Source organism: Komagataeibacter melomenusus (assembly GCF_013155395.1).
Lineage (GTDB): Bacteria > Pseudomonadota > Alphaproteobacteria > Acetobacterales > Acetobacteraceae > Komagataeibacter > Komagataeibacter melomenusus.
Map to the genome: position 1 here is coordinate 1 of NZ_JABJWC010000011.1, position 15,828 is coordinate 15,828.

13 protein-coding genes and 1 pseudogene are annotated in these 15,828 nt (G+C 63.4%); 6 read left to right on the plus strand and 8 right to left on the minus strand.

What is annotated here, in order from left to right; translation table 11 throughout:
- From HNW77_RS06305 to mutM, 3 genes are all read right to left on the minus strand, one after another.
- Positions 1 to 320, minus strand: a 320-nt coding sequence (locus tag HNW77_RS06305; RefSeq protein WP_275942140.1) for a DnaA N-terminal domain-containing protein, incomplete at its 3' end; no start/stop codon positions are given.
- A gap of 367 nt (positions 321 to 687) precedes the next feature.
- Entirely contained in the window at positions 688 to 957 is a 270-nt protein-coding gene (gene rpsT, locus HNW77_RS06310) for a 30S ribosomal protein S20 (protein WP_172156167.1), read from the minus strand.
- A 130-nt stretch (positions 958 to 1,087) separates the two neighbouring features.
- On the minus strand, positions 1,088 to 1,942 hold the full coding sequence (gene mutM / locus HNW77_RS06315; RefSeq protein ID WP_172156169.1) for a bifunctional DNA-formamidopyrimidine glycosylase/DNA-(apurinic or apyrimidinic site) lyase: 855 nt from the start codon (positions 1,940 to 1,942) through the stop codon (positions 1,088 to 1,090).
- Positions 1,943 to 1,971: 29 nt separating this feature from the next.
- Between mutM and HNW77_RS06320 the strand changes: the two genes are divergently transcribed.
- From HNW77_RS06320 to HNW77_RS06340, 5 genes are read left to right on the plus strand one after another with little or no spacing between them, the layout of a single operon-like run.
- Positions 1,972 to 2,769, plus strand: coding sequence for a class I SAM-dependent methyltransferase (locus HNW77_RS06320; RefSeq protein ID WP_078527037.1), 798 nt, complete (start codon positions 1,972 to 1,974; stop codon positions 2,767 to 2,769).
- Positions 2,769 to 3,998: a bifunctional phosphopantothenoylcysteine decarboxylase/phosphopantothenate--cysteine ligase CoaBC gene (coaBC, locus tag HNW77_RS06325; protein ID WP_172156171.1), complete on the plus strand. Its 1,230-nt coding sequence runs from the start codon at positions 2,769 to 2,771 to the stop codon at positions 3,996 to 3,998. The genes HNW77_RS06320 and coaBC overlap by 1 nt, the downstream gene beginning before the upstream one ends.
- Positions 3,995 to 4,456 carry a dUTP diphosphatase gene (gene dut / locus HNW77_RS06330; protein WP_172156173.1) on the plus strand — a complete coding sequence of 154 codons (462 nt, stop codon included), beginning with the start codon at positions 3,995 to 3,997 and terminating at the stop codon, positions 4,454 to 4,456. The genes coaBC and dut overlap by 4 nt, the downstream gene beginning before the upstream one ends.
- A gap of 41 nt (positions 4,457 to 4,497) precedes the next feature.
- On the plus strand, positions 4,498 to 6,171 hold the full coding sequence (locus tag HNW77_RS06335; protein WP_172156267.1) for an ABC transporter permease: 1,674 nt from the start codon (positions 4,498 to 4,500) through the stop codon (positions 6,169 to 6,171).
- Positions 6,172 to 6,180: 9 nt separating this feature from the next.
- Complete coding sequence (locus HNW77_RS06340; protein ID WP_172156175.1) at positions 6,181 to 7,536, plus strand: ABC transporter ATP-binding protein; 1,356 nt, start codon at positions 6,181 to 6,183, stop codon at positions 7,534 to 7,536.
- A 253-nt stretch (positions 7,537 to 7,789) separates the two neighbouring features.
- On the opposite strand, the gene HNW77_RS06345 is transcribed toward HNW77_RS06340, so the two are convergent.
- The 3 genes from HNW77_RS06345 to HNW77_RS06355 form a co-directional block, all read right to left on the minus strand.
- Entirely contained in the window at positions 7,790 to 9,262 is a 1,473-nt protein-coding gene (locus HNW77_RS06345; RefSeq protein ID WP_172156177.1) for a M48 family metalloprotease, read from the minus strand.
- 4 nt (positions 9,263 to 9,266) lie between these two features.
- Positions 9,267 to 9,623 carry a hypothetical protein gene (locus HNW77_RS06350; protein WP_172156179.1) on the minus strand — a complete coding sequence of 119 codons (357 nt, stop codon included), beginning with the start codon at positions 9,621 to 9,623 and terminating at the stop codon, positions 9,267 to 9,269.
- A 72-nt stretch (positions 9,624 to 9,695) separates the two neighbouring features.
- Positions 9,696 to 11,465, minus strand: coding sequence for a CHASE2 domain-containing protein (locus tag HNW77_RS06355; protein WP_172156180.1), 1,770 nt, complete (start codon positions 11,463 to 11,465; stop codon positions 9,696 to 9,698).
- A 267-nt stretch (positions 11,466 to 11,732) separates the two neighbouring features.
- On the opposite strand from HNW77_RS06355, the pseudogene HNW77_RS17685 reads away from it, so the two are divergent.
- Positions 11,733 to 12,112 (plus strand): annotated as a pseudogene (locus HNW77_RS17685) (IS110 family transposase); the annotation flags it as partial.
- A gap of 218 nt (positions 12,113 to 12,330) precedes the next feature.
- On the opposite strand, the gene msrA reads toward HNW77_RS17685, so the two are convergent.
- Entirely contained in the window at positions 12,331 to 12,885 is a 555-nt protein-coding gene (msrA, locus tag HNW77_RS06365; protein WP_172156184.1) for a peptide-methionine (S)-S-oxide reductase MsrA, read from the minus strand.
- A gap of 127 nt (positions 12,886 to 13,012) precedes the next feature.
- Positions 13,013 to 15,706 carry a valine--tRNA ligase gene (locus HNW77_RS06370; RefSeq protein ID WP_172156276.1) on the minus strand — a complete coding sequence of 898 codons (2,694 nt, stop codon included), beginning with the start codon at positions 15,704 to 15,706 and terminating at the stop codon, positions 13,013 to 13,015.
- Between the last annotated feature and the right edge of the window lie 122 nt (positions 15,707 to 15,828).

Genomic DNA, 15,828 nt, shown 5'->3' on the forward strand with positions numbered 1-15,828 from the left:
GTGGGGGCGGGCCGGGCGGCCGGGCGGGCGACCTGCAACTCGACGCGGCGTATGGCGGGCACTTCGGCGTGCCACAGCGCGCCGAGCCGGTCGCCGTACTGCCCGCGCACCCAGTCGCGCAAAAAACGCGTGGGCAGGTAGAGGGTGATCTCGTCCTCCTCCACCGGGCCGACCGTGATCTGGCGCAGCCAGGTGCGGTATTCGACTTCGCCCACCTCGGCCTTCAGCCGCTCGCAGATGCGCGACCAGTGGATGGCGAGCACACTTTTCTGCGCGTTGGCTTCCGCAACCGCGTCGTAGCCTTCCAGTCCGCCCGTCATATCCGCTCCCCGCCACATGGGGCACGAAAAGGACACCGCCCGCGCGCATGCCCCTGCCGTCACCCCGCTCCATTCCACCACCCCGCGCCACCGGCCCGTAACCCTGCAGGGCAGGCCACAAGCCGTGCCATCGGCACGACACACAGCCCGACCCTTGCCGCCAGGACCATCGATGACGCTGGAATTATCCCCATAATTAGAGCACGGAATCGGGCGAAGCAACGGGAATCTGCCCCGCCCCCGCCAAAACCCGTTCACACCACCAAGATGTGGATAATAAAAAAAGGCCGCCATCGCCAATAATGGCGACAGACGACCTCCTTTATTACTTCCAGCCTTCTTTCAGATGAAAGAAACCAGCCGTATCTTACGCAGCAGCGAGAGACTTGATACGGGCAGACAGGCGGGAAATACGACGGGCAACCGTGTTGGCGTGAAGGACGCCCTTGCCAACGGCGCGCTGCATTTCGGGCTGTGCCTCACGCAGGGCCACCACGGCGTCTTCCTTCTTGCCGGTGGCGATCGCGGCTTCAATCTTCTTCACGAAGGTGCGAACGCGCGACAGGCGGGCGGTGTTGCGGGCGTTGCGGCGTTCGTTCTGACGGATGCGCTTGCGCGCGGATGCTGTATTGGCCATTGCTCTCAGTTCATCTGCATAAATCAGGTTACGGCGGTCCGCCACCCGATCGTGCGGACATCCCATATCAGGCTGGCGATCTAGTCCACCCTGACCGCATTCGTCAAGACAAGTCTTTGCCTAAATCGTCTCATGCCTCCTGCTGGCGGGGGCAGAAGAAGCTCGAACGCCCCGACTGGGTGATCCGTTCCACCCCGTCACACGCTGGCGGGCCGGGGCAATCGGGGCATCCCAGCCCTTCGCGCCCATATACGCGCCACGCATGCTGGAAATAGCCGAGCTCCCCATCGGGTTGCACATAATCACGCAGGCTTGAGCCGCCTGCGGCAATCGCCTCCTCCAGCACGGCGCGGATCTCGGTGGCCAGTGCATCATATTCCGCGGCACTGATCGCGCCCGCCGCCCGCGCGGGGTGGATGCGCGCGCGGAACAGCGCCTCGGACACATAGATATTGCCAAGCCCCGCCACCACGCGCTGGTCGAGCAGGAGCGCCTTGATGCTCGTGCGCCGCCCACGCCCCTTTGCCGCAAGCCACGGCCCGCCAAAGCGGTTGCCCAGCGGCTCGGGGCCCATGCCTGCCAGCAGGCGGTGGCTTTCCACGCCCGCCACCGGCACCAGATCGACCATGCCGAAGCGCCTGGGATCGACCAGCCCGCAACGCGCACCCTCCCCGGTCTCGATCACCAGATGCTCGTGCGGGGCGGGCGGGGCCGCACGTTCGGCGTCAGTCGGGCGCGAGAGCAGCACACGCCCGGACATGCCCAGATGCAGCACGACCACCATTCCGCCCGAAAGGGTGATGAGGATATATTTTCCCCGCCGGGCGAATCCATCGATCCGCTGTCCTTCCAGCGCCCGGGCCAGACCGGGGGGAAACGGCCAGCGCAGCCCCGCATGGTGCGTGCTGGCACGGGAAATAGTGTGACCTTCAAGATGCACTCGCATCCCGCGCATCACAGTTTCGACTTCAGGGAGTTCCGGCATGGCCTCATCTGGGGTTATACCTGCACATCATGACCGACAATAGCCAGCCATACCATCCCTCCCCTTCCGCCGGCCGTCCCGATGACCGCCATGCGGATACCACCGATTTCGGCTTCCGCGATGTGCCATTGCGCGAGAAGAAATCCATGGTGCGCGAAGTCTTTGACAGCGTGGCCTCCAAATACGACATCATGAATGACGTGATGTCGCTGGGCATCCACCGCGCGTGGAAGAAGATTTTCGTCAACGAACTCGCTCCCCACCCCGACCTGTCGCTGCTCGACCTGGCCGGTGGCACGGGTGATATCTCGTTCGGCTGGCTGCGCGGCGGCGGCGGGCCTGCCATCCTGTCCGACATCAATGTGAGCATGCTCACGGTGGGCCGCAACCGCGCGATGGAGCGCGGGCTGGTCTCGGGCCTCAACTTCATGGCCGTTGATGCCGAGGCCATTCCGCTGGCGGACAATTCGGTGGACCGCGTCTCCATCGCCTTCGGCCTGCGCAACTGCACCGACAAGCTGCAGGTGCTGCGCGAGGCACGCCGCATCCTGCGGCCGGGCGGGCGGTTCCTGTGCCTTGAGTTCTCGCGCGTGCAGGTCGCGGCCTTCGCGCCCGTGTATGATGCCTGGTCCTTCCACGTGCTGCCGCGCATGGGCGCGGCCATTGCAGGCGACCGCGAGAGCTACCAGTACCTGGCCGAGAGCATCCGCATGTTCCCCGATCAGGAAACGCTGGCCGACATGATGCGCGAGGCGGGGCTTGAGCGCGTGTCCTACCAGAACCTCTCGGGCGGGATCGCGGCCATCCATTCCGGCTGGAAGATCTGATGGGGGCACGGGCAGACCGTTCTGTCCTGCTGGTGGTGTGCGGGGGAATCGCCGCCTACAAGGCGCTTGATCTCATCCGCAGGCTCAGGGAACGCGGCGTGCGCGTACGCACGGTGCTGACGCAGGGGGGAGCGCGATTCGTTACCCCGCTGTCGCTTCAGGCCCTGAGTGGCGAGCGCGTGTTCAGCGACCTGTTCTCCCTGACCGATGAAAGCGAGATGGGCCATATTGCCCTGTCGCGTAGCAGTGACCTGATCGTGGTCTGCCCCGCCACGGCCGATATCCTGGCCCGCATGAGCGCAGGCCGGGCCGATGACCTCGCCACCACCGTGCTGCTGGCCACCGACACCCCGGTGCTGGCAGCCCCGGCCATGAACGTGCGCATGTGGCAGCACCCTGCCACACAGGCCAATGTCGCGACCCTTGCCGCGCGCGGGGTGGAATTTGTCGGCCCCGAAACCGGGCTGATGGCGTGTAACGAGCACGGGCCGGGCCGCCTGGCCGAACCCGACTCCATCCTTGCCGCCATCATGGCCCGGCTGGAGGGCGAAAGACCGCTGGCAGGGCGCCGCGCGCTGGTGACCGCAGGCCCCACGCATGAGCCGATCGACCCGGTGCGCTATCTGGCCAACCGCTCATCGGGCACGCAGGGCTATGCCATTGCGCGTGCGCTGGCGGCAGCCGGGGCCGACGTGATACTGGTCAGCGGGCCGACCACCCTGCCTGACCCGGCGGGCGTGCGGACCGTGCGCGTCGAGACGGCGCACGCCATGCTGGCGGCATGCACGCAGGCCCTGCCGTGCGACATTGCCGTCTGCACGGCTGCGGTGGCAGACTGGCATGTGGAAGAAACCCCGCAGAAGATCAAGAAAACCCCGGGCCAGCCACCGCCCACGCTGCGCCTTGTGCCCAACCCGGACATTCTGGCCACGCTGGGCCGCCCCTCGCCCACGCGGCCACGACTGGTGGTAGGCTTCGCCGCCGAGACGGAACATGTGGTCGAGCACGCCACCGCCAAGCGCCTGCGCAAGGGCTGCGACTGGATCGTGGCCAATGATGTCAGCCCCGAAAGCGGCATCATGGGCGGGGCGGAAAACGAGATCGACCTGATTGACGCCACGGGCTGCGAACACTGGCCCCGACTGGACAAGACGCAGGTGGCGCAGCGCCTGGTGGCGCGCATCGCTGCCTTTTTCAACGCCCCGCATGCTGACGGACACACTTCATGAGCCTTTCTCCCCTGCCCATTCAGGTCCGGCGCCTGGCCCACGCGCATGACCTGCCCCTGCCCGCCTATGCCACCGAGGGCGCTGCCGGCATGGACCTGCTCGCCGCCGTGACCGAACCCATGACCATTGCGCCAGGTGGCCGCGCGCTGGTGCCCACGGGGCTGTGCGTGGCGCTGCCGCGAGGCTACGAACTCCAGATCCGCCCGCGCTCGGGGCTCGCGCTCAGGCATGGGGTGATGCTGCCCAACGCGCCGGGCACGATTGATGAGGATTATCGCGGCGAGATCGGCATTATCGTGATGAATGCGGGCGATGCGCCCTTTGTGGTCGAACGCGGCATGCGCATCGCCCAGGGCGTGCTCGCCCCCGTGGTGCGTGGCGAATGGGTGGAATATGCCGAACTTGATGAAACCACCCGTGGCGCGGGCGGCTTTGGCAGCACGGGCACGGCAGGGTGAGCGCAGGCGGCCAACCGGGTAACCTGCGCGTCCGCCCCAATATGGCGGACCTGCTCGGCCTGCTTGCCATCATGGCGGGCGCGGTCGTGGTGGCCACGGCGGGCCGCCACATGCTCGTGCCCATTCCCGCAAGCGAGGCCGGAACCATCCATCTCAGCCCGGCCTACCTGCCCGGCTATGCCGTGCGCACCACGCTGCGCATGTTCGCAGCCCTTGCGGCGTCGCTGGTCTTCACCTTCACCTATGCCGTGTGGGCCGCCAAGAGCAGGCGCGCGGGGCAGGTGCTGGTGCCGCTGCTGGATGTCCTGCAATCGGTGCCCATTCTGGGCTTTCTCACCTTTACGGTCATTTTCTTCCTCGGGCTGTTTCCGGGGCGGATGATGGGGGCGGAACTTGCCGCCATCTTCACCATCTTCACCAGCCAGGCGTGGAACATGGCCTTTGCCATGTACCAGTCGCTGCGCACCGTGCCGCCCGACCTTGAGGAAGCCGCCCGCTGCTTTGGCCTGACACCATGGCAGCGCTTCTGGCGGCTCGAGGTGCCCTTCGCCATCCCCTCGCTGGTATGGAACACCATGATCTCGATGTCCGGCGGGTGGTTCATGGTCGTCTATTCCGAGACAATCACGGTCGGCAATACCGATATTGCCCTGCCCGGCATCGGCTCCTACGTGGGCGTTGCGATCGAGCAGCGCAACCTTGCGGCCATTTTCTATGCCATTCTTACCATGCTGGCCGTGATCCTGGCCTATGACCAGCTTCTGTTCCGCCCGCTGGTGGCATGGTCGGCGCGGTTCCAGACCGATGACGGTGCAACCCTTGCCGCCCCCGACCCGTGGGTGCTGGTGCTGCTGCGCCGCACGCATCTCCTGCGCCAGTTCTGCCAGCGCACGGGCGACCTGATGACCCGCATCGGCTGGCTGGCCCTTGGCCCGCGCCCGTCCGCCCCCGTGCGCGCGCTCATCCCGCCCCGCGTGATGGATGCCGCCTGGATAGCCGGGATCGGGCTATGCGCCCTCACCATCGGCTGGAAGACATGGACCTTCTCCCACACCCATTACAGCATGGGGCAGGTTGTGCATGTCATGGCGCTGGGCGGCCTGACGCTGCTGCGCGTCATGATCACGGTGCTGGTGGCCTCCGTGATCTGGGTGCCTGCGGGGATCTGGCTTGGCCTGTCGCCCCGGCGGGCGCGGCATGCGCAGATGGCGGCGCAGTTCATGGCCGCCTTCCCCGCCAACCTGTTCTTTCCGCTTGTGGTGGTGGCCATCGTGCACTGGCACCTGAACAGCAATATCTGGCTCACCCCGCTCATGCTGCTGGGCACGCAGTGGTATATCCTGTTCAATATCGTGGCCGGGGCCTCGTCCTATCCCGGTGACCTGCTTGAGGCGGCGCGCAACTTCCACGTCAGGGGGGGGCTGTGGTGGCGGCGGGTGATGCTGCCGGGCATAACACCCTATTTCATCACCGGCGCGCTGACCGCATCAGGCGGGGCATGGAACGCCGCCATCGCCACCGAGGTGGCGAGCTGGGGCGACACCACCCTGAGCGCGCAGGGGCTTGGCGCCTATATTGCCCACGCCACCGTGGCGGGTGCTACCGATGAGGTGGGGCTGGGCATGGCGGTCATGGCAGCCTTCGTGCTGCTTCTCAATCGCGCCGTGTGGCGCCCTTTATCCAACTATGCCGCCCGGCATTACACTTTTGACTGAGAGCGCCTGATGCCGCAGCAAGCCACTCCCCCCAAGCAGACCGGCGCGGAACTTGTCCGCATCGTCAACTGCAGGCAGGCCTACCCCAAGGAAAGTTCGACCGACCTCGTGGTGCTCGATGGCGTGAACCTGAGCATCCGCAGTGGCGAGATCGTGGGGCTTCTGGGTCGATCGGGGTCGGGCAAGTCCACCCTGCTGCGCATTATCGCGGGGCTTCTGCCGCCTACCGCGGGCGAGGTGATCTGGAAAGGCAAGCGGCTGGAGGGGCCTGCTGCGGGCATTTCCATGGTGTTCCAGTCCTTTGCGCTGTTCCCGTGGCTGACGGTGCAGAAAAACGTGGAGCTGGGACTCGAAGCACAGGGCGTGCCGCCTGCCGAGCGCGAGAAACTGGCGGAAGACGCGATCCACCTGATCGGGCTGGGCGGGTATGAGAATGCCTACCCCAAGGAGCTTTCAGGCGGCATGCGCCAGCGCGTGGGGCTGGCGCGCGCCCTTGTGGTGCGGCCCGACCTGCTGCTGATGGATGAGCCGTTCTCCGCACTCGACGTGCTGACGGCGGAAAACCTGCGCACCGACCTTGTGGAACTGTGGGCGGAGAAAAAACTGCCCATCCAGTCCATCCTGCTGGTCACCCACAATATCGAGGAGGCGGTGCTGATGTGCGACCGCATCCTCATCTTCTCCTCCAATCCCGGCCGGGTGGCCTATGAGCTTCAGGTGCCCTTCGAACACCCCCGCAACCGCGAGGACATGGCCTTTCGCCAGTTCGTGGACCGGATCTACGCCCTCATGACCCGCCGCGCCCCGGTCGTGTCGGAGGCGGACATGACCGACCCGGACATGAAGCACGTGCAGATCTCGGCCGATGCCGTGGCCCTGCCCGCCCTGCCGATGAACACCATCGTGGGCATGATGGAAACGCTGGCCGCCGACCCGCTGCATGGCCGCGCCGACCTGCCGCTGCTGGCCAGCCGCCTGCAGCTTGAGCTTGATGACCTGTTCCCCCTTGGCGAATCCCTGCAACTGCTGGGCTTTGCCGAGCTTGAGGATGGCGACATCCTGCTCACGCCCGAGGGCATGCGCTTTGTGCAGAGCGAGCACGACATCCGCAAGCACATCCTGTGGCAGAGCATGCTGCACAACATCCCCATGGTGCGCACCATCCGCGCCGTGCTTGACGAGCGCCCCAACCATCGCGCCAGCGCCGAGCGCTTCCGCGATGAACTCGAAGACAGCATGTCACCCAACTATGCCCGCCAGACGCTCCAGACCCTGATCGGCTGGGCGCGCTATGCGGAACTGTTCGATTTTGATGAGGAAGCGGACCAGCTTTTTCTTGATGATGATCCGACGGATCGTAGCTGAGCGCGGGCTTTTGAAGCTTTTTGGGGCCAGTCGGGAATTATCGTGACTTGATGATTGCGGGACAGGTTCCGGGTCATGCTGCATGGCGGCATGCGGCTGCCCGCCCGCACCGCGATTCAAGGATCTGCCAGTCCCACCGGCCGGGACGGGAAGCAGGCATCGCGGCCCGCCCCCACTGCCAGGTCACAACCACGACCGCCCCGGACAGGATTGAACCCGTGGGAATCCTCATCAAGAAGGGCTGAATGCCTGATCAGCCGCCGTCCTCTCCCTTGCTGGCGGCAACACAGGCATCACGGATGGACGTATCGCCATGCCCCACACATTCCATGGCCAGCAGGTTGGCATCGTTGGTGCGGTTCATCTTACGCAACAGATGAATACGGTAGATATAGAAAGAAGGGTCCTCGAAAGCCGCCTGCATCTTGGCCAGATAGGCAAGAGCCTGATCATTCTTTTTCTGGTCTTCCAGGTAGAAAGACTTGAGCAGCGCAATCTGGCGCGTTACGTCGGGGCGACTGGCCGCGCGCTCGATCATGCTGATCGCCACCGGGGAGGGATGATGCGCGCCATCATTGGCCACCGCGCCATAAAACAGCGAAAGCTGGCTGTTGGCCACTGGCGCGTGCAGGCGGGCCTGTTCCGCCATGACCGCCCTGAAATTCTGTGCCTGTATCTGGTCAGCCATCCCGTTCAGGTTCTGCACGTCCAGCAGCATGGTCTGCATGTGGGCGGTCCTGATGAACTGCTGGAATGGAGCACGATGTTCGGGATTGACCACATCGCCATAACTATGGGCAATGTACTGCGCCACACGTTCCTGCCGGGCGGAAGCCGCCGGGTGCGTTCCCGCCAGCGCATTCCAGTTGCGTACCAGCCACGCACCGGTATTGATCTGCACGCCGTAACCCTGCTGCCCGTTGGCATTGCGCGCGCGACCGGCTTCGAACAGGCTCTTCTGGCCCTTGGCCTTCTGTGCCTTGCTCTGTTCCTCATCCTGCGCGATCAGTCCCAGCATGGTCGTTGCGGCATCAAGTTCGTAACCGGCCCGTGCCATAAGGTCGACCGCCATGACATCGGCTTCCTTTTCCTGCTTGCGTGACCAGGCAGGGAAGGCAGTCTGTGCCGTTAGCAGGTTGCTGCCAAAATCGGACAGAAGCGCCATCTGCGCCATCTGCCCGGAGCCAGCGATATTGAGCTTGGACGCAACGGACGCCGCAAGGTCAAGCCCCCCCATGACACGCTGGGTAGTATTCTGTGTTTCGGTGCGGTGGCGGGTATGGCCCAGCAGGATATGGGACAGTTCATGCGCCAGCACGAAGGCGATCATGTCCTCCGTCTGTACGTCAGGGGTCTTGCGCATGTAATCGAGCGTGCCAGCATAGACGAACATCACGCCACCGGCCGAGACCTCGCTGGCAAATGACATGCTGGGCACAAGGAAAATAGGGATTTCAGGCCGCGGCCCGTTCCACCCCTCCAGCAGGTGATTGACGATCTTGCGCAGATAGGCCTCTGTCGAGGGGTCGTTAAACGTCCCGGTTTCCTGCAGGTTGAACGGCGCCAGGGCCAGTGTCTCGGGCGGTGGGGGCGGGTAGGCTGCGGGAACGCTGACCCCATCAATGAATTTGCCCCGTGCCTGTGCCGTACCCAACAGGCCAGGGGCGGTCAGTACCGCCGCGCTGCACAGGCCAAGGGCCAGGCGTGAAAGGAAGCTGCGCGCCATTGGTTCAGCATCCATCAGTCAGGCCGTTGCTGCCACGCATCTGGCTGGTGACGATACCAGGGGCGATGCCCTGCTTGCAGGTCAGCATCGGCAGGCTGCTGGGCGGCACATCAACCTTGACCGCAGCGGGACGGACAAGCACGACCCCCTGGTCCGTCTGGATCTTCAGCAGCTTGTAAGCACCCGGCACAATGCCCACGACCGGCTTGCCAATAACGGCGGATGCCGGAATCCTGTCCACCGGTTTGCCATTGGCGGTAAAACTGGTGACGGTCGGCAGATCAAATGTACCCAGAACCGTCGCGGCCGAAGCGATGGACGGAAGAATGGCCAGAGCCATGGCAATAAAATACTTTTTCATTCTTGAACTCTTCATATCCTGTATTCAGGTTGGATGTGGAGAAATGGACCGATCACTGGCAGCCGATGTTGCCTAGCTGCTTTCCTCGGGCTTTTTTTCACCCGTCAACGGGGTCAGTACACTCCATACAAAACCCGTATCCTCGCCCGCCTCGCTCAGAGCCAGCCACAGCAGGACAAAACCGATCCAGTCTTCCATGGGCCAGAGCAGTAAATCCTCGTTAATGACAAACATCACGGCCACGACAGTCACACTGAGCAGCAGCTTGCTGAAATAATAGCGCTTACCTTTTTCTCTCTCCTTTTCCGTATTCTGGTCATTCGAAGCAGAAGTAAGGATGGACAGGCACAGCAGCACCGCCAGCAGGCCATAGACCAGGAACAGCGCCCAGAACCCGTAGGTGCTGTGACGGAGCAGCCCGACATCCACCCCCAGCATGCTGGCGGAAAACACGAATGCCGCCATTATGGCACGGCTGCGGTTCGTGCTTATCCATAGCCCGATGCTGCGCGTTGCATGATGGGCATATGCCCACGCCGCCAGAGCCACGCCAAACAGGCCCAGCGCCGGCAGCATCAGCATGTGCCACCGGTCAGGGTTCGTGGCGTACAGCCCTGTCGCCACCCCCAGCAGGACGGACATGGCCACGCAGGCTGCCGTCAGGACCCTGCTGGCACGCGCGCTTACGCAAGCCGGTTCGTGGATCATGCTGTAGCTGTAGGCGGCGAAAAAAAGCCAGACGACGAATTCCAGACATTCCGCCGAATCAATCTTCAGCCACCTGGTACTGATCCACTCACCCGGTTCGCGAAAGTATCGTTCATTATAGGTCAGCAGGTTATCCAGGGCCATGGCATGCTCATGAACCCCGGGTTCCTGACCGATCATGGGAACATCCACCACATCGTGGTCGCCATTGATGCGGGTGCCGTAAAACACCACCCGGTTCCTGAAGGCGGGTTCCAGATTCCTGACATCGGGTTCCAGGTTCCGGTCCAGATACCGGACGGGAACCGTCAGATGGTACTGGCATTTCTGGCGGATATCCTCGCTGAAGTAACCAAAAAGGGCACGCGCCCCGATACGTGCGGCATCCCATACACGCAGGACGGGCATATCATGGGTATCAGGCAGGCAGCCGTCGGTCTTGGCATACAGTTCCTGGTATCTGGGCGCGCGCAGGCCCCAGCGTTCTACCAGCGGCTGCCCGAATGTATGGTCGGACATATCCGCCGGACAGGATTTCTGCCAGCCGGAGGCACAGAGCGTCCGGTACAGCGCGAAGGCTCCGACCGGCACGGTCTTGGGCGCTTCCTCCCCTTCTTCCTCGTCGCCACCGTCATCATCGGCCGCCTGCGGCGAAGGCGGCGCAAGCAGGAGCGGATAGAAACCGGCTGGCATTTTCCAGCCATTGATGATCTGGGACTGCGTCAGCGGTTCGGGCAGGTCATCATAGCCCCCGCCCAGCTGGCCACGGGCAAAGAACAGCGGCACCCCCATCCGTTTCGCACGTGCGATGACAGGGCCAAAGGTATCCTGCAGGCTTTCACCCGCACGTTCGGCATTGAAACGGATATCAACCATGATCGCCGCGGGGCCGGCATCCAGCATGCGGTCAATCACCTCGGCATGGCGGGCATAGGTCAGCGGCCATGTTGTTGCGAAGTATTCACCACTCAGGTCCTTGTCCGTCACTTCGACCACGGAGATCCGGTCACGCGCGGGCGAATCCTGCATGCCGTAGAACGCATCGGACAGACCGGCCAGGAAACGGGCGGATGACTGCTTTGTGGCACTTTCCATTGCCAGCGGATCAAGCAGCTTGAACAGCACCCAGAACATGATCATTATTCCAAAGTAACATACAGGATGCCACCAGGAACGGACTTTGCGGGATTCCACTACACCCAGCGGGTGTGGATTTGATGAGTTTGTCAATACAATACTATGTGTAATTAGGTTTGAAATCTTCCGTTACGTTTTTTAACAGACCATGTCAATCGCTTCATGCAGTACAGTGTTGATTTTCATCGAGCACTGATGGTGTGGACGGCTCCCTGTGGTCGTGGAAGGATGCCAAGGGGTTGAATATCCGGTAAAAAAACCATCATGCATCAGTTGGTCCGTAGCAGCATGAATACCTCGCAAAAAGTATTCCAGCGCCACGGTGCGGAGAGCGGGTTGTACTGCGCCAAAAACCAGGCCGACATCAGATGATCCGTTTTTTTTCGAGAGACGGCCGCCGGCAGTGACTGGCATTGAAGCCTGCGGTGCCCCCGTCACTGGGTCAGGCTCCTTGGCGCCCCCGGCCACGAGGGGCGACTGATGGCGCCCAGCGTGTCAAACCCTATGTCAGGCGCAGCAAGAAGGATGCGGCGGATGTCCAGGCTCTCTGCGAGGCAATGAGTCGGCCAACCATGCGCCTTGTGCCCATCAGGACTGTAGAACAGCAGGCTGCCCCCATGCTTGCCGGCCAGCGGGAGCGGCTCTTCTGCGCATAACGGCTCCGAATCCGCATCTGTTCCGTTCAGGTCGGGACTTTGCAGCCTGGATAGGTGGTCTCACCCCTTGGGATCATGCGCCTAGCGGCAAAGTCATACATACGTCATTTCCGCGACCCTGAGCGCGGCGCCCCATGTGCTCGACGGACGACTGCATCATGTCCGTCAGACAGACCTGCACAAAGCTGCACCGAAACCTTTTCTCCTTAACCGGCGGTGTCCACCAGCCGGTCGCGGAACAGGCGGCGCATCTTGGCGATCTTGGGCGGGATGACCGCGCTGCAATACGGATTGCCGGGGTTACGGGCAAAATAGTCGCGGTGATAATCCTCGGCGGGCCAGAAATGGTCCAGCTTCGCAATCTCGGTCACGATCGGGTCGGGCCAGACATGCTGGGCCGCGATCTCGTCGCGCACGGTATAAGCCGTCTTTTCCTGCGCCGCATCCTGCCAGAAAATGGCGGAGCGATACTGCGTGCCCACGTCATTGCCCTGCCGGTTGAGCGTGGTGGGGTCGTGCATGACAAAGAAGATGCGCAGCAGGTCGGCCATTGAAAGCTCGGCGGGGTCGAAGGTGACGCGCACCACCTCGGTATGCCCGGTGCGGCCCGTGCAGACCTGCTCATAGGTGGGATTGGGGACATGCCCCCCCGCATAACCCGGCTCAAACCCATGCACGCCGCGCAGTTCCTTGAAGGGCGCTTCGATGCACCAGAAGCAGCCCCCGCCGAGCACCAGTGTCTCCAATGCGTTTGCGGTCATGGTGGCTTCCTTCCCCAAAATGACATGAAGAAAATGTTTCAGAAGTTTCTGGTGAAGCTTTTTTCAAAAAGCTTTGAAAGAAAGCTGCCTTTTTGAAAAAAGGCAGCACCCAAAAACTTTTCTTCCTTTAGGCAATCCGCGCAAGGGCCGCCTTGAGCCGCACGCGCTCTGCCTGGAACGCTTCCAGCCGCTCGCGGTTTTCGGCCACGACTTCCGGCTTGGCGCGGGCGACGAAATCAGCATTGCCCAGCTTGCGCTCGACCTTGGTAATCTCGCCATCCACCTTGGTGCATTCCTTTTCAAGCCGCTGGCGCTCGACACTCAGGTCAATGATCCCGGCCAGCGGAATGACCAGCGTTGCTTCATCCACCACAAGCTGGGCTGCCCCCTGCGGCATCTCACCCACAAGCGGCTGCACTTCGGACACGCGGGCCATGCGGCCGATGGCTTCCGCCCATTTGGCGGCACGCGCTACGGTGGTGGCGGAGGCATCCCGCAGCAGCACGGGGGCAAGGCGCGAAGGCGGCACGTTCATTTCCGAGCGCACGGTGCGGATGGCGGAAATGAAGCGGATCAGCCATTCCATCTCCTCGCGCGCGTCCTTCGCCCCTTCCAGATGTTCGGGCTGCGGCCAGGCTGCGGTCATCAGCGAGCCTTCGCCGCCAAAGCCGAAATGCTGCCACAGGCGGTCGGTCATGAACGGGGTCACGGGCTGGAGCAGGCGCAGGATGGTGCCCAGCACATGGGCGGCCACCGCACGGGTCTCGACGGCCTCCGCCGTGTCGCCCGCGGCAAAGACCGGCTTGGCCAGTTCAAGGAACCAGTCACAGAAGCAGTTCCACACGAAGCGGTAGCAGGCACCCGCATATTCATCGAAGCGGAAGGCTTCCAGCGCCTTCGTGGCCTCTTCCACCGCCTGCGCCAGTTCGGCCAGAATCCAGCGCCCCAGCGGGGACCGCACGCTAGTCGGGCTGAATCCTGCCACGGGGGCCACGCCATTCATCTCGCAAAAGCGCGCGGCATTCCAGATCTTGGTGATGAAGGAGCGGTATTCCTCCACCTTTTTCGGGCCAAGCTTCACGTCGCGGCCAAGGCCGGTGAGCGAGCAGATGCAAAAGCGCATGGCATCCGCGCCGTAGCTGTCGATCATCTCCAGCGGGTCGATGCCGTTGCCCTTGGACTTGGACATCTTCTGCCCGCGCTCGTCACGCACCAGCCCGTGGATGAACACCTGCCGGAAGGGCACATCCTTCATGAAATGCAGGCTCATCATCATCATCCGCGCAACCCAGAAGAAGATGATGTCAAACCCCGTGACCAGCACATCGGTGGGGTAGTAACGCGCAAGCTCCGGTGTCTGCTGCGGCCAGCCCAGCGTGGAGAACGGCCACAGGGCGGAGGAGAACCATGTGTCGAGCACGTCCTCATCACGCGTGAGCACCGTGTCCTGCCCGTAATGAGCGCGGGCCTGTGTTGCGGCATCCGCCTCGTCACGGGCAACGAACACATGCCCATCAGGACCATACCAGGCGGGAATGCGATGCCCCCACCAGAGCTGGCGGCTGATGCACCAGGGCTGGATGTCGCGCATCCAGGCATAGAAGGTATTTTCCCACTGCCTGGGCACGAATTCGATCTTGCCGGTCTCAACCGCCTCGATGGCGGGACCGGCGAGGGTCTTGGCATCGCAGTACCACTGCGTGGTCAGGCGCGGCTCGACCACGGCGCCACTGCGCTCGGCATGCGGCACCTGGTTGGTGTGCGGCTCGATCTTTTCCAGCCATTCCAGCCGCTCAAGCTCGGCCACCATGGCCTTGCGCGCCTCATCGCGCGGCATGCCCGCCAGCGTGCGCACGAAGGCGGGGTCGGCCAGCCCGTCCTCGGCGCGGAGTTCGCCCTCGATCTCGGCCAGGGTGATGCGGGCTTCCTCATCAAGCACGCTGGGCATGTCGAGCTTGTGGCGACGCCCCACCTCAAAGTCATTGAAGTCATGCGCGGGCGTGATCTTGACCGCGCCGCTGCCCTTGGTGGGGTCGGAATGCTCATCGGCCACGACGGGAATGCGGCGGCCGGTCAGCGGCAGGATGACGTTTTTGCCCACCAGGTCGGCAAAGCGTTCATCATCGGGGTGCACGGCCACGGCCATGTCGCCGAGCATGGTCTCGGGGCGGGTGGTGGCAACCGTGATGGTGCGGCCCGGCTGGCCTTCAACAGGGTAGCGGATATACCACAGGCTGCCCCGGCTCTCGCGGTTATCGACCTCAAGGTCGGATATGGCGGAGCGGAAGGCGGGGTCCCAGTTGACGAGGCGGCGGTCGCGGTAGATCAGCCCTTCGCGGTAGAGGGTGACGAACACCTCCTTGACCGCATCCGACAGGCCATCATCCATGGTGAAGCGCTCGCGCTGCCAGTCGAGCGAGCCGCCAAGGCGGCGGAGCTGCTTGGTAATGCCGCCGCCGGACTCGGCCTTCCACTCCCACACGCGCTCGACAAAGGCGTCGCGGCCCATGTCCTGGCGTGATGTGCCTTCCTTTTGCAGCATGCGCTCGACCACAAGCTGGGTGGCGATGCCTGCATGGTCGGTGCCCGGCTGCCACAGCGTGTCGCGCTCCTGCATGCGGCGCCAGCGGATGAGCGTGTCCTGCAACGTCATGGTCAGGGCGTGGCCGATATGCAGCGTGCCCGTGACGTTGGGGGGCGGGATCATGATGGTATAGGGCTTTGCCGCGCTATCGGGCCGGGCGCTGAACGCGCCGCTGGCCTCCCACAGGGCATAGAGGGAGGTTTCTGTCCCGGCGGGGGAGAACGACTTGTCAAGCATCACGAAAAACCAGATCCACCATAATCAGACGCAGGGCAGGACAACGCGCCCGGCCATGGGCAGATATACCCCAAACCGGCGCGAAGGGAACGCCTGCCCGCACAATCTTTATGCCCAGACCC